This window comes from Micromonospora palythoicola, from assembly GCF_036689795.1.
Taxonomy (GTDB): Bacteria; Actinomycetota; Actinomycetes; order Mycobacteriales; family Micromonosporaceae; genus Micromonospora; species Micromonospora palythoicola.
Genome location: NZ_JBAGKI010000009.1, coordinates 59,308 through 80,797, shown reverse-complemented (window position 1 = coordinate 80,797; position 21,490 = coordinate 59,308). Strand labels below are relative to the sequence as shown.

Here is a 21,490-nt window from a genome sequence, read left to right as displayed (position 1 = left end):
TCAGACCGCCGGCCCCCGCCAGCAGTAGCGCCACTGCTGCCGGTCGGTGTCGACGGACTCCAACTCGTAGATCTCCGCCGCCGCCAGCCCCTGCGGCCCCAGGTGATGGTGGGTCAGTGGGGGCCGGCCGTTCGGGTCCAGCTCGACGGTGACGTGCTCACCGTCGGCCGTGCCGCCCACCAGCGGGATCTCAACCGTGGATGCCATGCGCCCATCCTGCCCCGACCGTCGCCGACCCGCAGGGCGAAGCGCGATGATCCCGCCGTCAGTCGGGCGCGGTGCACAGGGCGGCGTAGCGGTCCAGGTAGAGCGGCCATCCACCGTCCTCCGCGACGCCGTCCCGGACGGCCTCCCAGCCGGGGCCGTGCCGGTCGAGGTGGCGGTGCTCCAGTTCCACCCGGGTGCGGTGCGGGGTCTCGGCGACGAACCGCACCTCGACCTCGCTGGTGTTGTCGGGCTCGGTCTCGATCCGCCACCGGGGGCTGATGTCCCAGCTGAACACGACCCGGTCCGGTGGGTCGTAGGCGAGCACCCGCGCCCAGCGGCACTCGGTGCCATCGACGCCACGGTCATAGATGTGGCCACCGACCCTCGGCTCGAACACGGTCTCGCTGATCTCGATGCCCAGCAGGTTGTGCTCCCGTGGCTTGAAGTCGCCGAAGCGTTCGGTGAACGTGGCGAACGCCCGTTCGACGGGCGCGTTCACGATGATCTGGCGGCGCACCACCACATCCGCTGCCTGGGTCATGAGTCCTCCTCGGTGGTCTGCTGTTCGACGACGTCCTGGTAGCCGTCCAGCGCCCGGTGCCAGAACGTGTCCAGTTGGTCGCGTAGGGCGGCCACGCCTGCCGGGTTGAGCCGGTAGACCCGCCGGGTGCCGACCTGCCGGTCGACGACCAGCCCGGCGTCCTTGAGCACCTTCAGGTGCTGGGACACCGCGGGTCGACTGATCGGTAGTTCCCGGGCGAGTTCGCCGACGGCACGTGGCTGTTCCGCCAGGCACGCGACGATGGCGCGACGGGTGGGGTCGCCCAGGGCGTCCCAGCCTCCGTCGGGTTGGTAAGTAGCCACGAACGGTAAGCTACGACTTACCAATCGGGTTGTCAAGCACGACCCGCGGCGGTGGACTCCGGTCGGTCAGTCGCGGGGCAGCAGGCCCGGTGGGTACTCCATGCCGTCGTAAGTGCAGGCCGCGGCGGCGACCCGGGACGCGTACCCGGCCGCCTCCGCCCAGGTCGCGCCGCGCGACCGGGCCGCGATGATCCCCGCCGCGAAGGCGTCCCCGGCGCCGTTGGTGTCGATCACCGGGCCGGGCGGCACGGCCGCCGGGATCCGCCGCACGTCGCCGCCCACGTGCAGGTCGGCGCCGTCGGCGCCCCGGGTCACCAGCACCGGGCGCGGCGCCAGCGTGCCGACCACGGCCGCCGCCCGGTCGTCGAGCGCCGCACCGCTGACCAGCACCAGCTCGGCGACCTCGGCGAAGGGCCGGTGGTACGGATTGTGCCCGTCCCAGTCGTGCAGGTCGGTCGAGCTGCCCACCCCCTCGCTGAGCAGGTTTGCGAGGTCGGGCAGCAGTTCCCGCACCCATCCCATGATCGACAAATGGACGTGGGTGGCGTCCTGGATCAGCTCCGCCACCCGGGCCGCGGTGAACGGGGGTGGACCGTCGGAGTCCCGGGGGTCGTACAGCGACATCCGCCGCCCGCCGGGGTCGACCAGGTTCACCGACCGCCGGGTACCCGCCGGGTCGTCGGCCAGCACCGTCCGCACGCCGGTACCGGCCAGCGCGGCCCGCACGACGGTGCCGGCCGGGTCCACGCCCACCGTGTCGACCACCGTCACCCGTAGCCCCAGCGCGTCTGCGGCGAGCGCCACCCCGGATCCGGTGTTGCCGACCCGCAGCTCGATCGGGTCGACGGTGACCGAGTCGACCACCGGCAGCGGCAGCCGGGGAACCCGCACCCGCACGTCGACGCCGAGGCCGCCGATCACCAGGAGGTCGCACATGGCGCCGACGCTAGCCGGTCGGTGCCGCCTATCCTGGCCCCGGGTCGCCGCCGCGGTAGCGCGGGCCCGTCCGGTCCGAGGGGGAGTGCGTGCTGGTCGTCCATGGGATGTGGCTGCCCGGGCGGGGGCTCGCAGTCTGGGCCGAGGACAGCACCCTGCCACCGGAGGCCCCGCGCCGCCCCGGCCGGGCACCACGGGCCCGCCCCCACCCGTTCGCCGCCGGGCCCGGCGCACTCGTCGCGCTGCTGGCCGACGCCGCCGAACCGGACGACCTCGGCACGGCGCTGCTGCGCCTGCCCACCCGCGCCGGCTCGCCGCTGGACTCGCCGGAACTGGTCCGCACCACCGAGCTGGCACCGGTGCGCGGTCCGGTCACCCTCGCCGGGTGGCAGGTCCCGGTGCTGGCGTACGCCCCTGACGCCGCGCTGTCGTTGCTGCGTACCGTCGAGAAGCTGGCCGCCGCCCCCGGCGCGAGCCTGCGCCACCTCGCCGAGCTGGCCGACTTCGCCACCGACCTGGCCACGCGCGGCCGGGTCCTGCCCAGCCTCGCCGATCCGGCCCCGGCCGCCGACCAGCCCTCGGCCGCCGAGGGCTCCGCCCGGGCGGTGTGGCGGCCGTTGCTGACCGGCACGGACGCCGCCTGGGCCCGGTCACTGGCGTTGGCCCTGCCCCCCGCCGCCCGAGCCGTGGTCGAGGCGGAACTGCCCGCGACCCGGGGGTCCGGCCCGTCTGACGGGTCGGTGGAGGTGCCCGGGCTGCTGGTCGCCGACGCGCTCGACGCGCTCACCGACGCGGCCGTACGCGCCGTCCTGCCACCGATGACGCTGGCCCGGGGGACGCGACCGAACGGTGCCGTGGCGGCCTGGCTGGGCGCGTTGACCGGGCCCCGGCGCGGGTTCACCGCCGAGGTGGCGGCGCTGCGCACGTTGCGCAGCGAGCTGGACCAGTGGCAGCGCGACGCCGCCGGTGGCACGGTGCGGGCCAGCTTCCGGCTGGTCGAGCCGGCGGCCGACGAGCTGACCGGACCGGTGACGGTGGTGCCGGCCGACCCCGGTGCCGTCGTCGCCACCACCGGCCCGTGGCGGATCGAGTTCGGACTGCGCGCCACCGACGAGCCGGGGCTGCACGTCGACGCCGGGCAGGTGTGGCGTGGTGACGGTGTGACCGTGGCCGGCGACCATCCACAGGAGATCCTGCTCGCCGAGCTCGGCCGGGCCAGCCGGCTGTGGCCGGAACTGGACGAGGCGCTGCGCACCGCCCGACCGGAGGGGCTGGAGCTGGACACCGAGGGGGCGCACCGGTTCCTGCGCGAGGGCGCGCCGACGCTGCACGCCGCGGGCTTCACGGTGCTGCTGCCGTCCTGGTGGCGGCGCCCCGCCTCGCGGCTCGGTGCCCGGCTGCGGGCCCGCTCCCGCAGCGCGCCCGGCGCGGTGAGCGGCCCGGACGACCGGGTGGGACTGGACGCCCTGGTCGACTACCGCTGGGAGCTGGCCCTCGGCGACGAGCCGTTGACCTCCGACGAACTGACCCGGCTGGCGGAGCTGAAGACCCCCCTGGTACGGCTGCGGGGGCGCTGGGTCGAGCTGGACCCGAAGCGGCTCGCCGCCGGCCTGCGTCTGCTGCGGTCCACCGGCGAGCTGACCGTGGCCGACCTGCTGCGGCTCGGCCTGTCCGACGCCGAACAACCGGACGCGTTGCCGGTGCTGGAGGTGAGCGCCGACGGCGCGCTCGGCGACCTGCTCGCCGGTGCCGTGGACCGCCGGCTCGCCCCGTTGGACGAGCCGCCGTCCTTCCAGGGCACGCTGCGGCCGTACCAACGGCGGGGGTTGGCCTGGCTGGCGTTCCTCCAGTCGCTGGGGCTCGGTGGGGTGCTCGCCGACGACATGGGACTGGGCAAGACGGTGCAACTGCTGGCGTTGTTGGCCGCCGACCCGCCGCAGGCCGGTCCGACCCTGCTGATCTGTCCGATGTCGCTGGTCGGCAACTGGCAGCGGGAGGCCGCCCGGTTCACCCCGGACAAGCGGGTACACGTGCACCACGGCGCCCAGCGGGCCCGCGGCGCCGAGTTCACCGCCACCGTGCACGACGCGGACCTGGTGCTCACCACGTACTCGGTGGCCGCCCGGGACGCCGCGGATCTGGCCGGCGTCGACTGGCACCGGCTGGTGGTGGACGAGGCCCAGGCCATCAAGAACGCCGCCACCCGCCAGGCGGAAGCGGTCCGCGCACTGCCCGCCCGGCACCGCATCGCGGTCACCGGCACGCCGGTGGAGAACCGGCTGGCGGACCTGTGGTCCATCATGCAGTTCGCCAACCCGGGCCTGCTGGGCCCGGCGGCGACGTTCCGCAAACGGTTCGCCGAGCCGATCGAGCGGCACGGGGACACCGAGACCGCCGAACGGCTCCGCCGGATCACCGGCCCGTTCGTGCTGCGTCGGCTCAAGACCGACTCGTCGATCATCTCGGATCTGCCGGAGAAGCTGGAGATGGAGGTCTTCTGCAACCTGACCACGGAGCAGGCGGCGTTGTACCGGGCGGTCGTCGACGACATGCTGGCCCGGATCGAAGCCAGTACCGGCATCGAGCGGCGCGGGCTGGTGCTGGCCACCATGACCCGCCTCAAGCAGGTCTGCAACCATCCCGCGCAGTTGCTCCGCGACGGCTCGCCCCTCGACGGTCGGTCGGGCAAGCTGGCCCGGTTGGAGGAGATCCTCGACGAGGTCCTGGCGGCGGGGGAGAAGGCCCTGTTGTTCACCCAGTACGCGGAGTTCGGTGGGATGCTGCGCGGGCATCTGTCGGCCCGGTTCGGTCGGGAGGTGCTGTTCCTGCACGGCGGGGTCGGCAAGGCCGACCGGGACGCGATGGTGGCCCGCTTCCAGTCCGCCGGCGGGCCGGCGTTGTTCGTGCTGTCGCTCAAGGCCGGCGGGACCGGGCTGACGCTCACCGCCGCCAACCACGTGGTGCACGTCGACCGGTGGTGGAACCCGGCGGTGGAGGACCAGGCCACCGACCGGGCATTCCGAATCGGACAGCGGCGCCGGGTGCAGGTCCGCAAGTTCGTCTGCGCCGGCACGGTGGAGGAGAAGGTCGCCGCGCTGATCGCCGACAAGCGTGGCCTGGCCGCCTCGGTGGTCGGCACCGGCGAGCAGTGGGTCACCGAGCTGTCCACCGCCCAGCTTCGTGACCTGTTCGCCCTGGAGGCGGGGGCGGTGGCCGAGTGAGCGCCGACGACGGCGGCAGGTTCGCCGACTACGGCCCGCCGCGCCGGGTCGACGGCGGCCTGCGGGCCCGTAGCACCCGGGGCGCGATCGGGGTCTCCTGGTGGTCCCGCCGCTTCCTGGAGGTGCTGGAATCGTTCGCGCTCGGCACCCGGCTGACCCGGGGCAGGTCGTACGCCCGCGCCGGCCAGGTGCTCCGGCTCGACGTCGGGCCGGGCGTGGTGACCGCGGTGGTGCAGGGTTCGCGCGCCGAGCCGTACCAGGTGAGTGTCGCGCTGCCGCCCTTTCCGGCCCGGCTGTGGGACCGGCTCGAGCGGGAACTCGCCGCCCAGGCGTTCTTCAGCGCCCGGCTGCTCGCCGGTGACCTACCGGCCGAACTGGAGGAACTGTTCATCGCGGCCGAGGCCCCGCTGTTTCCGGCGGCGATCGGCGAACTGGACCAGCGGTGTTCGTGTCCGGACGTCGCGGTGCCCTGCAAACACCTCGCCGCCACCTTCTACCTGCTCGCCGAGGCGTTCGACGCGGACCCGTTCACCCTGCTGCACTGGCGTGGTCGCAGCCGGGCGGACCTGCTCGCCCGGCTGCGGCGACTGCGCGTCGAGGACCAGGCGCCGACGGACATCGGGCCGGCCGACACCGGCCGGGACGCCGTGCCGGCGGACGCCCGCGGCGGACGGACCGGGCTCCACGAGGTCGACGTGCCCGCCGCCGGTGCCCTCCGGGCGCTCGCCGACCTGCCCGTCACGCCGCTGGCCGAGACGGTGGACCGGTTCTGGATGCCGCCCGTGCCGCTGCCGGACCGTCCGCCGAGCCTGACCGCCCGGCCGGATCTGCTGTTACGACAACTGGGCGCGCCCGCGCCGGCCATCGGTGGACCGGGACTCGTCGAACGTCTGCGTCACGCCTACCGCCAGCTCGGCGACTAGCGCTCCTGGTCGAGTTCGGTCCCGGACCGAACGGCTTCCGCCTCGCCGTGCGGTCGCTCGATCCTGGACGGCACGGTCCGGCACTCACAGCCAACGTTGACGGAACCGCCACATCAGCGCCGCGTTCGTCACCAGCACCACCGCGAAGATCGCCCCGGCCAGCCGGCCGGCGAGTACGGTGGTCGCCGGCAGCGCCGCCCAGAGCACCACGGTCAGCAACAGCAGCCAGCGGCCGTGGCGACCCCGGGCCCGATTGTCGAGCCGGGCGAAGAACGCCGGATCGCTCTCCCGCAGGTGGCGGGTGATCTGCTCGAATCTGCGTTGATCCTCTTTGCTGAGCATGTGCCTTCCCCTCACGCGTTCAGCAACGGTGCGGCGGAATACCCGCTGCGGAGCGGGCTCACGCGCTCTTCCTGGTGCTACTTTGCCCCTGGCGAGCTGTCACAACGGCTCCTTACCGGTACCTTAATTTTTACTAAGCCGCCGAACCGGACCCGGGGTACCCGCGTGCGTGGCATCGGCGCTGGTGGGCGCTGTCGCCGAGGAAATACCCCTGCTCGCGGCGTGTGTGGCCAACTGGCCGGTAGCCGGCGGTCCGGCATCGGCGTTGAAACTCGTCTTAAGTGCGCGGGAGCGCCGTGGACGGCTGCCTTGTTAGGTCGGATGCCGGTGACTACGTTCCCCTGGCAACCCCCTCGGACATCAGTCGCCGCACCTCAGGCCGAGGCTCGGTCGTGCGTCGACGTTAGAAAACAGGAACGGTATATGGCCGACCATCAGGTGCCACCACACCGACGGCAGGACGATCACGGATGGGACGGGCGCCGGTACCCGCAACCACACCCCCGGCAGGGCGATCCGACCCAACGAACCGATCCGTACCGACCGGAGCCCTACGTTCACCAGGGCCAGCGGCCGGCCCCGAGCCCCGGACCGCAGTGGATCGGCCCGGACGGGTACGGCGTGCCGCTGGACCCGGCCCGGCCCGGCGGCGAACTGCCCGACCTGGACGGTGCCGACGAACCCCGCCGTGCGTCCGGCCGTCGTCGAGCGTTGGCCACCCTCGGCGGTAGCGCCGCCGTCGTGGCCGGTGGCGCTGTGCTCGCGATGAACCCCCGGGTACGCGCCTTCTTCGGCGACGAGGCAGCGGTCGCCGGCGACGCCACAATCGCCAAACCGACGGATGGTTCCCCCACCCGCCCGAGCGGACAGCAGGCGAGCACGGTACGCACGTACACCGAGCAGAACGACAGCTACATGGGCTCCCGGGGTGGCGAGGCGCTGAAGAAGAACGCGCCGAAGGGTGGGCGCGCCTTCTCAGGTCCGGCCGCCGCCGCGGCGGCGACCAAGGTCACCGTGAAGACGGTGCTCGCCAAGGATCCGGAGCTGCACCTGGCCCGTCGGCTGACCTTCGGTCCCACCGCCGCGGTGCTCGCGGAGATCAAGGAGCGCGGCATCGACGGCTGGGTGCGCTGGCAGCTGGAGCCGGAGAAGATCGCCCCGACGAAGGCGGAGTTGAAGCTCGCCGAGCTGCCCACGCTCAAGCTCTCCCCGGAGCAGTTGCGCGACCAGCGCGATCAGCTCAACGAACGTGGTGCCCAGCCCGAGCGGGAGATGGTGGACGCCACGATCGCCCGGCAGATCTGGTCCGACCGTCAGCTGTTCGAGGTGATGGTCGACTTCTGGAACGACTTCCTGCACGTGGCCGCCGATTTCGAAGGCGGCGAGGTCTACCGCAACTCGTTCGACCGGGACGTCATCCGTGAGCACGCGCTCGGCAGCTATCCGGAGATGTTCCTGGCCGCCAACCGGCATCCGGCGCTGCTGCTCTACCTCAATCAGGTCGACTCCCGTGCCGACGCGGTCAACGAGAACCTGGCCCGGGAGAACCTCGAGCTGTACTCGGTGGGCGTCGACGGCGGCTACACCGAGGCCGACGTCCGCCAGGCGGCCCTGTTGCAGACCGGCCGGGGCATCAAGGACGGCAGCTACGTGTTCCGCCCGGAGCGGCACTACGTCGGCAAGGTGAAGATTCTGGGGTTCACCCACGCCAACAACTCCGCCGATCCGGAGAAGGCCGAGGCGGCGATCGACGCCTACCTCACGTATCTCGCGCTGCACCCCTCGACCGCCCGGTACGTGGCGCAGAACCTCGCTGTCCGGTTCGTGTCGGACACCCCACCAAAGTCCCTTGTGGACCGGCTGGCGAAGGCGTACACCTCACACCGGGGCCGGATCAAGCCGGTGCTGCTCGCGCTGTTCAGCTCGTCGGAGTTCTGGGCCGCGGTGGGCCAGAAGGTGCGCCGCCCGCTGGAGTACCTGGTGGCCACCTACCGCACGCTCGGTGTGTCACCCGAGGCCGCGCCCAACCACGACAACGGCGGCAACCAGCGGACCGCGTACGCCCGCGGCCTGCGACAGATCCACGACAAGCTGCGCGAGCTGGGTCACCACCCGATGGGTCAACCGACGCCCGACGGCTACCCGGACGTCTACCTCGCGTGGACCTCCGTCGGCACCATGGTCAACGGCTGGAACGAGGCCCACGACCTGCTCGCCGCCAACCGCACCGTGTTCACCTTCGCCCGGGCGGAGAAGCTGGTCGCCACCCCACCGGCCACCGCCGGAGCGTACGTCGACGCACTGGCCCGACGGCTGATCCGGCAGCGACTGACCGACCGGGAGCGGGCGCTGATCCTCGGCGTGGCCGGGGTCTCCGCCGGTACGAAGGTCGACGCGACGTTCAACGGGGCCATCACCGCCGTCGCGCGGGCGATCCTCGCATCCCCCCAGCACCACCTCCGGTGAGGCATCCGATGGAGAAGACTGTGTACCCGTACAACCTGCACCCCGACTGCCCCGACGTGCGACGGCTGGCCGACAACCCGGCTGAGGCGCTGCTGCGGGCGGAGGCCGACGTGGTGGCCGCCGAGAACGCCGCCGAGGCCGACCGCTACCGACGGCTGGAGGAACTGGAGGAAGCTCAACAGGATGGTCGTGGGGTGACTCGGCGTACCTTCGTCGCCGGTGCCGCCGCCACCGCCACCGCCCTGGCGACCGCCCAGTTCGTGACCACCTCGGCGTCGTTCGCGGCGACCAAGACGGGCACGCTGATCCATGTCTTCCTCTACGGTGGCCTGGACGGCCTGAGCCTGATCGCGCCGGACAACGACCCGGTGCTCGATCGGGCCCGTCCCGAGCTGCTGCTGCCCAACGACTCCCTGGCGCTCGGTCGAGGCTTCAAGCTCACCAGCGCCTTCGCGCCGCTGCAGCCGTGGCTGCGGTCCGGGCAGCTGGGCTTCGTCCCCGGTGTCTCCGACGAGCGGCTGTCCCGCAGCCACTTCCAGGCCGCGGACGCCTGCAACCTCGGCGGCCTGCCCGGCGAGACCGGCGGACGGGGCTGGCTCGACAGCCTGATCGACGCGCTCGGCAAGGGCACCGCCTTCCGCAGCGTCGGCATCGGTAGCACCCTGCCCCGGTCGCTGGTCGGCAACAACGGCGCACTCTCGCTCAACAACGTCGGCTCGTTGCGCCTGGCCGGCAGCGAGCGGCAGCGGGAGGCCACCGAGAAGGCGATCAAGGGCCTGTTCACCGGTATCAACCACCCGGTGGAGGACGCGGTGCAGGCCGGGCTCGGTGCCCTCGCCACCGCCCGCAAGCTCGCCGCCGAGCCGTACCGGCCGGCCGAGGGCGTCGAGTACCGGGGCATCGGCTCCGCCTTCCAGACACTCGCCCAACTGATCAAGGGCGATGCCAACGTACGGGTGGCGACCGTCGGGATGGGCGGTTACGACACCCACGAGAATCAGGGCACCACCAACGGCGGCCAGTTGTACCGGCGGTTGAACGAGCTGGCGACCGCGCTGGCGGCGTTCTTCACCGACCTCGGTGACCGGGCCGCCGACGTGACGGTGATGATCTCCAGCGAGTTCGGTCGCCGGGTCGCCTCCAACCGGGGCGGCACCGACCACGGCCACGGCGGCGTGGTGACCATCCTGTCCGGGCGCAAGCTCGCCGGCTCGCTGCTCGGTGCCTGGAACGGACTGGACACCCTCGACTCCGGTGACGTACCCGAGTACAACAACATGTTCAACGTCTACGGGTCGGTGGCGCAGGGTCGGTTCGGGCTGACCAACGCGGAGGTGGACAAGATCTTCCCCCGGATGAAGTACGCCCCGATGAAGCTGTACGCGTGACCCACCCCGACCTCTACTCCGACCGCCGGACCGCGGCGCACTCCCGGTCCGGCGGTCGGCCCACCACCGGCAGTCCGTTGCCGGTCGTACCCCGGCGTGGTGCCGGCGGCCGGCGGCTGCTGGTCGGACTGTTCCTGCTCGGGCTGGTCGCCGCCGTGCTGCCCTGGTGGACGGACACGCCGGCCGGCTCCCTGGTCGGCAGCACCGCGATGCTCACCGCCGCGGGTCAGATCAGCGGCCTGCTCGCCGGGTACCTGCTGCTCGTGCAGGTGTTGATGATGAGCCGGCTGCCGCTGCTGGAGCGGGTGGCCGGTGGCGAGCGGATCGCCCGCTGGCATCGGGACATCGGGGCCACCCTGCTGGTCGCGGTGCTCGCGCACACGTCCCTGATCCTCGTCGGCTACGCCCGGCTGGAAGGCCGGTCGCCACTGGGCCAGGCCGGCGTGATGCTGCGCGACTACCAGGACATGGTCTCGGCGTTCGCCGCCGCCGGCCTGCTGGTGATGATCGGGCTGACGGGTGTCCGGGCGGTACGCCGGGCGCTGCCCTACGAGCTGTGGCACGCCACCCACCTGGCCGCGTACGCGGTACTGCTGCTCGGCTTCGCCCACCAGTTCAGCAACGGCACCCAGCTGTTCCGCCCCGGTCCGGTGCGTACCGGATGGATCGGCCTCTACCTGCTGGTGGTCGTCGCGCTGCTGTACGGCCGGGTGATCGCCCCACTGGTGTTCAACCTGCGGCACCGGTTGCGGGTGGCCGACGTCGTCGCGGAGAACCCGGACACCGTGTCGATCTACCTGACCGGCGAGCGACTCGACCGGTTGACGATGCTCGGCGGGCAGTTCTTCCGCTGGCGGTTCCTGACCAGGGGTTGTTGGTGGCAGTCCCATCCCTTCTCGGTGTCCGCCGCCGCCAACGGCCGGTGGCTGCGCCTGACCGTCAAGGTGGTCGGTGCGCACACCCGTGACCTGCGTGAGCTGGAGCCGGGGGTCCGGGTCTGGGCGGTCGGCCCGTCGGGCACCTTCACCGCGGCGCACCGCACCCGCGAGCGGGCGCTGCTGATCGCCGGCGGCAGTGGCATCACCCCGCTGCGGGCCATGCTGGAGGAGTTGCCGCCCGGTTCCGCGTTGATCTACCGGGTGCGGGCGCCCTCCGACGTGATGCTGCACCGGGAACTGGACTGGCTGGCGCAGGCCCGCGGCGTCCAGGTCTGGTACGTGGTCGGCTCGCGTGACGATCCCGGACCCCGGCAGGTGATGACCACGGACGGCCTGCGCCGGTTGGTGCCGGACCTGACCCGGCGGGACGTCTATCTCTGCGGCCCGCCCGGACTGGTCGAGCAGAGCCGGCAACTGCTCCGCCGGGTCGGCGTGCCACGCCGACAGATCCACCTCGCAACCTTTGAACTATGAGAGGGCACCGCCGCATGCGTCGCGCGCTGTTCGCAATCACCGGCCTGGCGGCCAGCACCACCGCTCTGGTGGTGCTCAAGGCGGCACCGGACACCAGCACGGTGGCCCAGGAGGTACCCGCGCCGGCGACATCCGGCGCCGGGGAGCCGACGACGGCAACCGAGCCGACCGCCGAACCGGCCGAGGCGACCGCGACGGCCACTCCGCGACCGCGCGCCAGCAGGTCGGCAGAGCCCGGCCGGAGGACGGCGAGCCCACCTGCCGGCCGTACCGGCCCGTCGAGCGACGCCTCGAAGAAGCCACCGGCGGCACGACGCAGCACCGCCGCCCCGCAACCCTCGGTCCGTCGGGTCGTCGGGCCCGTGGTCGGTAACGAGTTCGGCAACGTGCAGGTGGCGATCTCGCTGGAGGGTGCCAGGATCGTGGACGCGGAGGCGCTCGAACTACCGGAGCGCACCGCCCAGTCCGACCAACGCAGCAGCCAGGTGGACGATCGGTACAGCGGCACCGCGGGACTCGTGGTGCAGCGGCAGAGCGCCGACCTGGACACCGTCTCCGGGGCGACCGCGACAAGCGAGTCCTACCAACGGTCGTTGCAGGCTGCGATCGACCGGGCGCGATGAGCGCCGCGAGTTCGCTGCGGCCCGGACTGCGCCGCGTCGAACACGTCATGGGCACGCCGGTCAGTCTGGACATCGCCGACGACCGGCCCGCCACCGAGCTGGCCACGTTGGCCGACGAGGTGTTCGCCTGGCTACGGGAGGTGGACGCGAGGTTCAGCACGTACCAGCCGGACAGCGAGGTGTGCCGCTTCGACCGGGGCGAGCTGCTGCTCTCCGAGGCGTCCGCCGACCTGCGCCGGGTGCTGGAACGCTGCGCCGACCTGTGGGACGCCACCGACGGCTTCTTCGACGCGTACGCCACCGGCGGGCTGGACCCGTCCGGGTACGTCAAGGGCTGGGCGGTACAGGTGGCCTCGGACCGGTTGCGTGCGGCCGGTGCCGACAACCACTGCCTCAACGCCGGGGGTGACGTCCGGGTCCGGGGGCATTCGTCGACCGGGCTGCCGTGGCGGATCGGTGTGCGGCATCCCTGGAATCCGTCGGCGGTCTGTCTGGTGCTCAGCGGGACGGACCTCGCGGTCGCCACGTCGGGTGTCTACGAACGCGGCCACCACGTGCGGGATCCGCGCCGTGGCACCCCGGCCCGGGGCCTGCGGTCGGTGACGGTGGTCGGGCCGGACCTCGGGCTGGCCGACGCGTACGCCACCGCCGCCGTGGCCATGGGCGTGGCCGGGATCGGCTGGCTGGATCGGCTGGCCGGGTACCAGCACGCGGTGGTGACCGACGACGCCCGGTGCCTGCACTCCACCAACCTGCCGCTCACCGACTAGCCGGACCGACCTGCTCCGCCGGGCGGCAGCCGGGTGTCCGTGCGGTCACGGCAGCCGACCCGCCGGTCGGAGACCCTTTCCACGGCCACGGAGACGGCTGCGCGGGCCGACTGCTCGGGCGAGGTGCGCCGGTGGCGGGACGGGGACCTGGTTCCGGGTCAGGGCCAGCGGGCCGGGCGGTGGGTGATGGCCGGGCGGGACCCGGTCGGTCGCGGACGGCCCGGCCGGGCGCCCGGGGGACGGGTGGCCGCCCAGCGGTGGCCGGGCCGGTGTCGCCGGGGCGGCTCTGCTCCGCCCGGGTGGTGCCTGGTGTCGCCGGTGGACATCGCATCCCCGCTCCCGGCGCGGGCGCGCCGTCGAAGGGTTCAACGAGCGCCGGTCCGTCCGGGTCTCGCTGCCGGCGCGTCGCACCGTGGGTCATCCGCCTCAGCGGCCCCGGCGGGGCAGTGGCAGTTGGCCGGGGACCAGGGCCGGGGTGAGCGCCACGCCGGTCGAACGCAGCGCCTCGACTAGCGTGTTCTGCACCAGGTAGGCATCCGGTAGCTGCCACCGGGCCTGCTCCGGCGCGACCGCCCAGCGGACCTGTCCCTCCGGCAGCCGGGTCGGTGGTGCCGCGACCCAGGAGCCGCGACCGTGCAGGACCACGTCGAAGCAGTGCTCCAGCTCCGGTCGCAACGGGTCGCCCGGGCGGACCAGGAACATCCACCGTCCGGTCGGGGTGACCAGCACCGGTCCGCGTACCCCCGGGCCGACCGGGTGCACGCGCACCGCGTCCAGGACCAGCCGACCCAGGTGGGCGGGGATCTCCAGCACGTCGAAGGAGCGGCCGGTGGGCAGCAGCAGGCCGTGCGGCCGGGACCGCCACCAGGTGGCCACCCGCGCCGGATCGGTGCTGGCCGCGTGCTCCCAGTCCTCCAGGGCCGGGTGGCAGCCGACCGTGGGGCAGCCGGCCCGGCCGCAGACGAAGCGGCTCCGCGCCAGGCAGGCGCCCGGGGTCACCGCCCACCCGTGCAGGGCGTAGCGCACGGCGACCCGGCGCAGTCGTACCCGTTCCAACGGCGACAGACGCGCCACCCGCGGTCCGACATTCCCCCACATTGGTGTCATCTCCCCTCGCCGCGCCCGGCCGGCGTCAGCTCGTACGTCGAGACCCGTCACTGCCGCAGCCCGTCCTCGTTCTGTTTGACAAAGTGGCCGATGCAACTTGCACGAAAACTACGAGGTTCGTCCGGACGGCTGACGCACCTCCTGTGCGACCAGCGGAAACCTGAGATACGGACGGATCGCCGCGCCCACTGAACGGCCCCCGGCCCCGGCCAGGGCTCCAGCAAGGGGAGGACTGGGGAGATGGACGAGCTACCCATCGGGCGGCGGGTGGCCTACTGGCGCGGCCGGCGCAAGATGTCGCAGCAGGTGTTCGCCGACCGGTTGGGCAAGTCGAAGAGCTGGGTCGACAAGATCGAGCGGGGCGTCCGGCGACTGGACAAGTTCTCCGTGCTCTACGAGATCGCCGACATCCTCCAGATGGACGTGCAACTGCTGCTCGGCAAGGACCCGGAGCGGCGCACCGATGCGCTCAACTGCATCGAACAGTTCGAGGTCGAGGAGATCCGCGCCGCGCTGGAGCGGTACGACTCGATAAGCGCGTACTTCGACGCCGCACCGAGCCCGCCGCCACTGGCCGACATGGGCAAGGCGGTGACCCACGCCTGGCTGACCTACCAGTACGGCCGCTACGGGATGCTCACCCGGGCCCTGCCGAAGCTGCTCCGCGACGCCCAGGCGGCCGACGCCGCGTACGGCGGTGACCAGGCCCAGCGCGCCGCCCACCTGCTCGGGCAGGTCTACCAGCTCGCCTCCTCGGTGCTGCGCAAGCTGGGCGAGTGCGACCTCTCCTGGCTCGCCGCCGACCGTTCCATCGCCGTCGCGCAACGCGCCGACGACCCACTGCTCGCCGGGGTCGCCACCACCCGGGTCTGCAACGCGCTGGTGGCGATGGGTCGACCCCGGCCGGCGCTGGAGCTGAACGTGCGGATCGCCAACCAGCTCGCTCCGGGCGGCGGCAACGACAGTCGTCCCGAGCGCCTGTCCGTCTACGGGATGCTGCTGCTCCAGGGCGCGATGGCCGCCTCCCGCATCGGCGACACCGCCACCGTGGAGGACCTGCTCGACGAAGCCCACGCGGCGGCGGCCGAGCTGGGTGGCGACCAGAACCACTACTGGACCTCGTTCGGGCCGACGAACGTGGAACTGCACCGGGCGGCGGCCGCCGTCGAGCTCGGCGACGGCGGGCGGGCCGTCGAGGTGCACCGCCAGCGGATCCAGCCGGCGCAGTTCGACGCGATGCTGCCCGAACGCCGGGCGCACCACCTGCTGGACCTGGCCCGGGGCTACGCCCTGATCGGCGATGTCGCCAATGCCGGGGAGATGCTGCTGCGCGGTGACCGCCTGGCGCCGTCCGAGATCCGCTGCCGCCCGATCGCCCACGAGGTGATGTCGGACGTGCTTCGTCGCACACGTGGTGCGCCGCCTTCTCCGATCGCGGAGTTGGCTGAGCACATGGGAGTAGGAGTATGACCTCGGAGCCGGCATGACCGGTTCGCACCGCCATGACGGGCACCGTCAGGTGCTCTACATCATCGCCTGTGGCTCGCCACTGGCCCGAGACGTGGGCCGGCTCGTCGACCTGGCCCAGCAGGACGGCTGGGACGTGTGCGTGATCACCACGCCCGACGGTGCCAAGTTCGTCGATCGCACCGCACTGGCCCGGCAGACCGGCCACCCGGTACGCACCCACTACAAGAACCCGGGCGACCCCGACGTGCTGCCCACCGCCGACGCCATGATCGTCTGCCCGGCCACGGTCAACACCGTGAACAAATGGGTGGCCGGCATCGCCGACACCCTCGCCCTGGGACTGCTGGTGGAGGCACAGGGCCGGGGGATACCGCTGGTGGCCGTGCCGTACACGAACGCGGCGATGGCCGCCCACCCGGCCTTCCGGGCGGGCCTCGCCCGGCTCTCCGAATGGGGAGTGAGCGTGCTCTTCGGCGACGACGTCTACCCGCTGCATCCGCCGGGAACCGGTGAGCGGCACCAGCACACCTTCCCCTGGGCGCTGCCGCTGACCGCCGTGCGTGACCATCTCTGCCGGACCGGTTGAGCGGCAGCCCACAGTTGACGAGCTCCGGTCCGGAGCTGGCCCCGCGCGACAACCGGGACCGGCCGGCGGAGCATCCACGACCCGGCCCGGGCGTTCGCCCGTGGCCGGGTCAGCGGTGTCGACGAGGCCCGGACCGAGGCGTGGGTGTGGCCGGGTGACGTCCGGTAGGAGTGCCGACGCCGGTAAGCTCACCGGCCGTGAGCACAACCGCAGCCGTGCCGACCGTCGCCGACGTGGTGGCCGAGGTGGCGCGGCACTACCCGCCGGCCTGGGCCGAGGAGTGGGACCGGGTCGGCCTGGTGCTCGGTGAACCGTCCGCCCCGGTACGCCGGATCCTCTGCGTCGTGGACGTGGTCCCCGAGACGGTCGCGGAGGCGCTCGACGCGGGCGTCGACATGATCATCGCGCACCATCCGCTGCTGCTGCGCGGGGTGTCGTCGGTGGCACCGACCACCTACAAGGGCCGCATCGTCCACCAGCTGATCAAGGCCGATGTCGCGCTGTACGTCGCGCACACCAACGCCGACGTGGCCGCTCCGGGTGTGTCCGACGCCCTCGCCGCCCGCCTCGGCCTGCTCGACCCGCGCCCGCTGCGACCCGCCCGCCCGGGCACGCCCGCCGAGGGGGAGGGGCGGGGTGCCGGCCGGATCGGCCGGCTGCCGCGGCCGCTGACCCTGGCCGCACTGGCCCGCCGGGCCGCCGCCGTGCTGCCGGCCACCGCCGCCGGAGTGCGTGCCGCGGGCGACCCGGACCGCACGGTGCGTACCCTGGCGGTCTGCGGTGGCGCCGGGGACAGCTTCCTGGCCGACGCCACCGCGGCCGGGGTGGACGCCTACCTCACCTCGGATCTGCGCCACCACCCGGCCGGCGAACACCTCGCCACCGGGGGGCCGGCGTTGCTCGACGCCACCCACTGGGCCACCGAACGGCCGTGGCTGGACGACCTCGCGGCGCTGCTGCGGACCGCGCCCGGCGTCGAGACCCTGGTGTCCGACCTGGACACCGACCCGTGGACCGTGCACGCCGCCGCACCGCACCCCGACGAACGCACGCCGGACGAACCCGCAGCGGACGACAAGGAGCCCGACCGTGAAGGCTGACCCCCAGGTCCAGCGCCGCCTGCTCGATCTCCAGGCGATCGACACCGCCCTCGCCCAGCTCGCCCACCGGCGTCGGTCCCTGCCCGAGCGGGCCGAGCTGGAGGCCCTCGCCCGGGAGTTGTCCGCCCTGGAGGACGAGCGGGTCCGCGCCCAGGTGGCGGTCGACGACCTGGACCGCGACATCGCCCGGCTGGAGAAGGACGTCGACCAGGTCCGGGCGCGCAAGACCAAGGACGAGAACCGGCTGGCCGCCGGCACCGGCCCGGCCCGTGAACTGGAGGCGCTCCAGCACGAGCTGGCCTCCCTCAACCGCCGGCAGAGCGATCTGGAGGACGCCGAGCTGGAGCTGATGGAGCAGCGGGAGACCGCCCAGTCGGTGCTCGACGGTGTGGAGCAGCGGCTGGCCGAGGTACGGGACCGGCGGGCCGCCACCGAGCAGCGGCGCGACGACAGCCTCGCCGAGATCGGTCGCGAGGAGGAGTTCAAGCGCTCCGCCCGGCAGCCCCTCGCCAACGACCTCCCCGCCGACCTGGTGCAGCTCTACGACCGGATCCGCACCGACACCGGACTCGGTGCGGCGCTGCTGACCGCCGGGCGCTGCGGCGGATGCCGGCTTGAGCTTTCCGGCGCCGACCTGGCCCGCATCCGCAAGGCCGAACCCGACGACGTGGTCCGCTGCGAGGACTGCCGCCGGATCATGGTCCGCACCAACGAGTCGGGGCTGTAGCCGGTGGTCACCCGGACGGTGCTCGTCGAGGCCGACGGTGGATCCCGGGGGAACCCCGGACCGGCCGGATACGGCGCGGTGCTGCGCGACGCCGCCACCGGCGAGGTGCTGGCCGAGCGGAGCGAGGCGATCGGCACCGCCACCAACAACGTCGCCGAGTACCGGGGACTGATCGCCGGCCTGGCCGCCGCCGCCGAGCTCGGTGCCGACGAGGTCGAGGTCCGGATGGACTCCAAGCTGGTGGTCGAGCAGATGTGCGGCCGCTGGCAGATCAAGCACCCGGGCCTGCGCCCGCTGGCCGCCGAGGCCGCCCAACTGGTCGGCGGCTTCACCGCCGTACGGTTCAGCTGGATTCCCCGGGACCGCAACACCCACGCCGACGCCCTCGCCAACGCCGCGATGGACGCCGCGGCCGCCTCCGGCGTCGCCACACCGACCGTCGAGCCACCCCGCCTGGTCGAGCCGCCGCGCCGCCTCGGCGGCCCGGAGCCCGCCGGTGGCGGTGCCGCCGAGGTCGCCGCCCGGGCCGAGGCACCGGGCGCCGACCTGACCAGCGCACCGGTGTCCTGGGAGCCCCGGCCCAGCTTCACCGCCACCCGGCTCATCCTGGTGCGGCACGGCGAGACCGAGTACACCGAGCAGGGCCGCTACTCCGGGCGTGGCGACATTCCCCTCAGCAGCAGGGGCCGGGCGCAGGTGCGGGCCACCGCCGCGCGGCTGGCCGCGCTCGCGCCGGACACCGTGGCAGTGGTCAGTTCACCGCTGTCCCGCTGCGTGGCGACCGCCGAGGCTATCGCCGCCGCCGTCGGCGACCTGCCGGTACGCCGCGACGACGAACTCATCGAATGCGACTTCGGCGCCTGGGAGGGGCGCACCTTCGCCGAGGTACGCGAGGGCTGGGCCGGCGAACTCGACGCCTGGCTCGCCTCCACCCGGGTGGCCCCGCCGGACGGCGAGTCGTTCGCCGCGGTCGCCGAACGGTGCGCCCGGGTGGTGCGGCGGCTGCTCGACGCGTACCCGGGGCAGACCGTCGTGGTGGTCTCGCACGTCTCGCCGATCAAGCTGATGCTGCGCGACGCGCTCGCCGCCACCGACTCCTTCCTGCACCGCCTCTACCTCGACGCGGCCGGCGTGTCGGTGCTGGACCGCTGGCCCGACGGCGGCGTCGCCGTCCGCTCCGTCAACGAAACCGCCCACCTCACTTCCCTCTGACCCGCCCCCTCCTGCGCCGTGCCCCGCCTAGCCCCGCCTCACCTCGCCGATCTTGCACTTCTGGTCGCCGAGAAGTTACTTACGCCCGATTCGCGGGGTCAGAAAGTGCAAGATCGCGGGTTCAGGCGAGAGCGCGCCAGAGGAGATAGGTGCCGATCACGGTGCCGAAGACGACGATGACGGTCTTCAGGATCACCGAGGGGAGCCGGCGGACCAGGCGAGCGCCCGCGTAACCGCCGACGAGCGCGGCCGGAGCGACCACCGCGACGCCGGCCCAGTTCACCGGGCCGGCGACGGCGAAGACGACCACGGTGGTCAGGCCGATCACGGCGGAGAGCAGGTTCTTGATCGCGCTCACCCGGGCCAGCGTCGCGTCCAGCACCAGGGCCAGCCCGGCGACAAGCATCACCCCGACGGCGGCACCGAAGTAGCCGCCGTACACCGCCGCCACCGCCACCACCACCTGAACGGTCACCGCCCGGCGGCGCGGCGCCAGGTCACGCGGGTGGCCGACCAGCCGGCGCAGCGGATCCTGGAACGCCAGCAGCGCGGTCGCCCCCAGCACCAGGAAGGGTACGACCACCTCGAACGCCCGCGCGGGGGTGACCAGCAACAGCCCGGCACCGGCCAACGCACCGGCCACGGTGGTGGGCAGCAACGCGGCAAGCAGCCGCGACCGAGGCAGATCCACCCGACTGCCCGCCACGGCGGCGAGGTACCCGGGGGAGACCGACAGGGAGTTCGTGACGTTCGCTGAGATCGGCGGCAGCCCGATCGCGAGCAACGCCGGAAACGTGATCAGCGAACCACCGCCGGCCACCGCGTTGACCGTGCCCGCGGCGAGACCGGCGGCGACCAGCAGGGCGGCTTCGGCGAGTTCCATGATCCGCAGGCTAGCGGTCCGGAACGCGCGCCGGTCGCTCTCCCCGGCTACTCGCCGACCGGGCCACCGGCCAGCTCGGCCACGATGTCGAGGTGCCCGAGATGACGGGCGTACTCCTGCACGAGGTGGAACATCACCCGCTCCAGCGACGCCGGCTCCGCGCCCTCCCACCGCGGCCCCGGTGCGCCGCGCGCGGCCAGATCGGTGCCCTCGACCACCGCCCGGGTGTGCGCGCCCTGAGCCCGCAATGCGGCCGTCAGCTCCGCGAAACTCTCCTCCGGCGCCACGTACCACCGATCGTCCCGCTGGTCGCCCCACGGGTCCGCGACGTCGCGGCCCTGAAACCCCCACTCGATCCAGCGGAGTTCCACATGGCGCAGATGCTTGACCAACTCCAACGGGGTCCAGCCGGACGGCAGCCGGCTACCCCGCCGTTCCTCCTCGGCCAGCCCGGCCACCTTCTCCACCACGCTGTCCCGGAAATAATCGAGGTAGCGCAGGAACACCTCGGCCCGCCCACCGGCCGGCACCGTTGGCTCGGGAAACGGCGGCATCGTCACCGCCCCATTATGCGTACGCCGGTCCCCACCTACCCCACCCCGCCGCCGCGGCCCCGCCCGGTGTGCGTGATCCGTGGCAGCGCAGGCGCACGACACGCCGGCCAAGAAACCACCTCCACTGCCACGGATCCCCCTGAGGCCCGGTGCGGCAATAGGCGCGGACCGGGGATCGTTAGGATGGGTACGCGACGGACGAGTCGACCGGGCGGTCGCGTCGGCGGGTTCCGGCCCGCCGCCGAGGAACGTCCGGACTCCACAGGGCAGGGTGGTTGCTAACGGCAACCCGGGGCGACCCGCGGGACAGTGCCACAGAAAACAGACCGCCGGCCCCAACGGGGACGGTAAGGGTGAAACGGTGGGGTAAGAGCCCACCAGCACCCCGGGTGACCGGGGTGGCTCGGTAAACCCCACCCGGAGCAAGGCCAAGAATGGGCCGTCATCGCAGGATGACGCCCGCGCAGACGCTTGAGGGCGGCCCGCCCGATGTCTGCGGGTAGGCCGCACGAGCCTGCCGGCAACGGCAGGCCGAGATGGATGGCCGCCGCCGACCCGCACCCCAGGGTGCGCGTCGCGCACAGAATCCGGCGTACAGGTCGACTCGTCCGTCGCCCACCAGCTCAGAGCCCCGATCAAGGCTCTGAGCTGGCGTTATGTTCTGGTGTCGATGGTCGCTCTTGGTCAACTTTGGTTGGC

20 protein-coding genes and 1 other RNA gene are annotated in these 21,490 nt (G+C 72.9%); 13 read left to right on the top strand and 8 right to left on the bottom strand.

Going from position 1 to position 21,490, the window contains the following annotated elements; translation table 11 throughout:
* From V5O40_RS06465 to V5O40_RS06450, 4 genes are all read right to left on the bottom strand, one after another.
* Entirely contained in the window at window positions 1-207 is a 207-nt protein-coding gene (locus V5O40_RS06465; RefSeq protein ID WP_093401294.1) for a hypothetical protein, read from the bottom strand.
* A gap of 58 nt (window positions 208-265) precedes the next feature.
* A complete protein-coding gene (locus V5O40_RS06460; protein WP_332904608.1) occupies window positions 266-748 on the bottom strand; it encodes an SRPBCC family protein in 483 nt (160 codons plus the stop codon).
* Complete coding sequence (locus tag V5O40_RS06455; RefSeq protein ID WP_332904607.1) at window positions 745-1,071, bottom strand: ArsR/SmtB family transcription factor; 327 nt, start codon at window positions 1,069-1,071, stop codon at window positions 745-747. The genes V5O40_RS06460 and V5O40_RS06455 overlap by 4 nt, the downstream gene beginning before the upstream one ends.
* Window positions 1,072-1,137: 66 nt before the next feature.
* Window positions 1,138-2,007 (bottom strand): carbohydrate kinase family protein, encoded by an 870-nt coding sequence (locus tag V5O40_RS06450; protein WP_332904606.1) that lies wholly within the window; start codon window positions 2,005-2,007, stop codon window positions 1,138-1,140.
* A gap of 89 nt (window positions 2,008-2,096) precedes the next feature.
* On the opposite strand from V5O40_RS06450, the gene V5O40_RS06445 reads away from it, so the two are divergent.
* Together V5O40_RS06445 and V5O40_RS06440 are read left to right on the top strand one after the other, a co-directional pair.
* Complete coding sequence (locus V5O40_RS06445; protein WP_332904605.1) at window positions 2,097-5,228, top strand: DEAD/DEAH box helicase; 3,132 nt, start codon at window positions 2,097-2,099, stop codon at window positions 5,226-5,228.
* On the top strand, window positions 5,225-6,151 hold the full coding sequence (locus V5O40_RS06440) for an SWIM zinc finger family protein (protein ID WP_332904604.1): 927 nt from the start codon (window positions 5,225-5,227) through the stop codon (window positions 6,149-6,151). The genes V5O40_RS06445 and V5O40_RS06440 overlap by 4 nt, the downstream gene beginning before the upstream one ends.
* Before the next feature lie 84 nt (window positions 6,152-6,235).
* Here V5O40_RS06440 and V5O40_RS06435 read toward each other — a convergent pair whose 3' ends face one another.
* Complete coding sequence (locus V5O40_RS06435) at window positions 6,236-6,493, bottom strand: DUF3040 domain-containing protein (RefSeq protein ID WP_269737629.1); 258 nt, start codon at window positions 6,491-6,493, stop codon at window positions 6,236-6,238.
* Between the two features lie 621 nt (window positions 6,494-7,114).
* Here V5O40_RS06435 and V5O40_RS06430 point away from each other — a divergent pair.
* From V5O40_RS06430 to V5O40_RS06410, 5 genes are read left to right on the top strand one after another with little or no spacing between them, the layout of a single operon-like run.
* Window positions 7,115-8,959, top strand: coding sequence for a DUF1800 domain-containing protein (locus tag V5O40_RS06430; RefSeq protein WP_332904603.1), 1,845 nt, complete (start codon window positions 7,115-7,117; stop codon window positions 8,957-8,959).
* An 8-nt stretch (window positions 8,960-8,967) separates the two neighbouring features.
* Entirely contained in the window at window positions 8,968-10,347 is a 1,380-nt protein-coding gene (locus V5O40_RS06425; RefSeq protein ID WP_332904602.1) for a DUF1501 domain-containing protein, read from the top strand.
* Entirely contained in the window at window positions 10,344-11,759 is a 1,416-nt protein-coding gene (locus tag V5O40_RS06420; protein WP_332904601.1) for a ferredoxin reductase family protein, read from the top strand. The genes V5O40_RS06425 and V5O40_RS06420 overlap by 4 nt, the downstream gene beginning before the upstream one ends.
* Complete coding sequence (locus V5O40_RS06415) at window positions 11,756-12,382, top strand: FMN-binding protein (RefSeq protein WP_332904600.1); 627 nt, start codon at window positions 11,756-11,758, stop codon at window positions 12,380-12,382. Before V5O40_RS06420 ends, V5O40_RS06415 begins: the two co-directional genes overlap by 4 nt.
* A 47-nt stretch (window positions 12,383-12,429) precedes the next feature.
* Window positions 12,430-13,152, top strand: a complete 723-nt coding sequence (locus V5O40_RS06410; RefSeq protein ID WP_332904638.1) for an FAD:protein FMN transferase — start codon at window positions 12,430-12,432, stop codon at window positions 13,150-13,152.
* Between the two features lie 426 nt (window positions 13,153-13,578).
* Here the strand turns inward: V5O40_RS06410 and V5O40_RS06405 are convergent, their stop codons facing one another.
* Window positions 13,579-14,250 (bottom strand): bifunctional DNA primase/polymerase, encoded by a 672-nt coding sequence (locus V5O40_RS06405; protein ID WP_332904599.1) that lies wholly within the window; start codon window positions 14,248-14,250, stop codon window positions 13,579-13,581.
* Between the two features lie 249 nt (window positions 14,251-14,499).
* Here V5O40_RS06405 and V5O40_RS06400 point away from each other — a divergent pair, with 249 nt between their 5' ends.
* The 5 genes from V5O40_RS06400 (at window position 14,500) to V5O40_RS06380 (ending at window position 19,354) form a co-directional block, all read left to right on the top strand.
* Complete coding sequence (locus tag V5O40_RS06400; RefSeq protein WP_332904598.1) at window positions 14,500-15,729, top strand: helix-turn-helix domain-containing protein; 1,230 nt, start codon at window positions 14,500-14,502, stop codon at window positions 15,727-15,729.
* Window positions 15,730-15,742: 13 nt separating this feature from the next.
* Complete coding sequence (locus V5O40_RS06395) at window positions 15,743-16,315, top strand: flavoprotein (RefSeq protein ID WP_164449305.1); 573 nt, start codon at window positions 15,743-15,745, stop codon at window positions 16,313-16,315.
* Window positions 16,316-16,512: 197 nt separating this feature from the next.
* The gene (locus V5O40_RS06390; RefSeq protein WP_332904597.1) at window positions 16,513-17,415 is read left to right on the top strand and encodes a Nif3-like dinuclear metal center hexameric protein; all 903 of its coding nucleotides are present in this window, start codon (window positions 16,513-16,515) and stop codon (window positions 17,413-17,415) included.
* Entirely contained in the window at window positions 17,405-18,142 is a 738-nt protein-coding gene (locus tag V5O40_RS06385) for a zinc ribbon domain-containing protein (protein ID WP_332904596.1), read from the top strand. Before V5O40_RS06390 ends, V5O40_RS06385 begins: the two co-directional genes overlap by 11 nt.
* Before the next feature lie 3 nt (window positions 18,143-18,145).
* On the top strand, window positions 18,146-19,354 hold the full coding sequence (locus tag V5O40_RS06380) for a bifunctional RNase H/acid phosphatase (protein ID WP_332904595.1): 1,209 nt from the start codon (window positions 18,146-18,148) through the stop codon (window positions 19,352-19,354).
* A gap of 121 nt (window positions 19,355-19,475) precedes the next feature.
* Here the strand turns inward: V5O40_RS06380 and V5O40_RS06375 are convergent, their stop codons facing one another.
* The gene (locus V5O40_RS06375; protein ID WP_332904594.1) at window positions 19,476-20,237 is read right to left on the bottom strand and encodes a sulfite exporter TauE/SafE family protein; all 762 of its coding nucleotides are present in this window, start codon (window positions 20,235-20,237) and stop codon (window positions 19,476-19,478) included.
* Between the two features lie 47 nt (window positions 20,238-20,284).
* The gene (locus tag V5O40_RS06370; RefSeq protein ID WP_332904637.1) at window positions 20,285-20,791 is read right to left on the bottom strand and encodes a DinB family protein; all 507 of its coding nucleotides are present in this window, start codon (window positions 20,789-20,791) and stop codon (window positions 20,285-20,287) included.
* 199 nt (window positions 20,792-20,990) lie between these two features.
* On the opposite strand from V5O40_RS06370, the gene rnpB reads away from it, so the two are divergent.
* Window positions 20,991-21,402: RNase P RNA component class A (gene rnpB, locus V5O40_RS06365), an RNA gene on the top strand.
* Window positions 21,403-21,490 lie beyond the last annotated feature (88 nt).

Bases quoted from the DNA above. Each gene is read 5' to 3' on its own strand.
- V5O40_RS06460 (WP_332904608.1), bottom strand. From the start codon at position 748: ATGACCCAGGCAGCGGATGTGGTGGTGCGCCGCCAGATCATCGTGAAC.
- V5O40_RS06370 (WP_332904637.1), bottom strand. From the start codon at position 20,791: ATGCCGCCGTTTCCCGAGCCAACGGTGCCGGCCGGTGGGCGGGCCGAG.
- V5O40_RS06435 (WP_269737629.1), bottom strand. From the start codon at position 6,493: ATGCTCAGCAAAGAGGATCAACGCAGATTCGAGCAGATCACCCGCCAC.
- V5O40_RS06465 (WP_093401294.1), bottom strand. From the start codon at position 207: ATGGCATCCACGGTTGAGATCCCGCTGGTGGGCGGCACGGCCGACGGT.
- V5O40_RS06410 (WP_332904638.1), top strand. From the start codon at position 12,430: ATGGGCACGCCGGTCAGTCTGGACATCGCCGACGACCGGCCCGCCACC.
- V5O40_RS06450 (WP_332904606.1), bottom strand. From the start codon at position 2,007: ATGTGCGACCTCCTGGTGATCGGCGGCCTCGGCGTCGACGTGCGGGTG.
- V5O40_RS06375 (WP_332904594.1), bottom strand. From the start codon at position 20,237: ATGGAACTCGCCGAAGCCGCCCTGCTGGTCGCCGCCGGTCTCGCCGCG.
- V5O40_RS06395 (WP_164449305.1), top strand. From the start codon at position 15,743: ATGACCGGTTCGCACCGCCATGACGGGCACCGTCAGGTGCTCTACATC.
- V5O40_RS06400 (WP_332904598.1), top strand. From the start codon at position 14,500: ATGGACGAGCTACCCATCGGGCGGCGGGTGGCCTACTGGCGCGGCCGG.
- V5O40_RS06425 (WP_332904602.1), top strand. From the start codon at position 8,968: ATGGAGAAGACTGTGTACCCGTACAACCTGCACCCCGACTGCCCCGAC.
- V5O40_RS06415 (WP_332904600.1), top strand. From the start codon at position 11,756: ATGAGAGGGCACCGCCGCATGCGTCGCGCGCTGTTCGCAATCACCGGC.
- V5O40_RS06405 (WP_332904599.1), bottom strand. From the start codon at position 14,250: ATGTGGGGGAATGTCGGACCGCGGGTGGCGCGTCTGTCGCCGTTGGAA.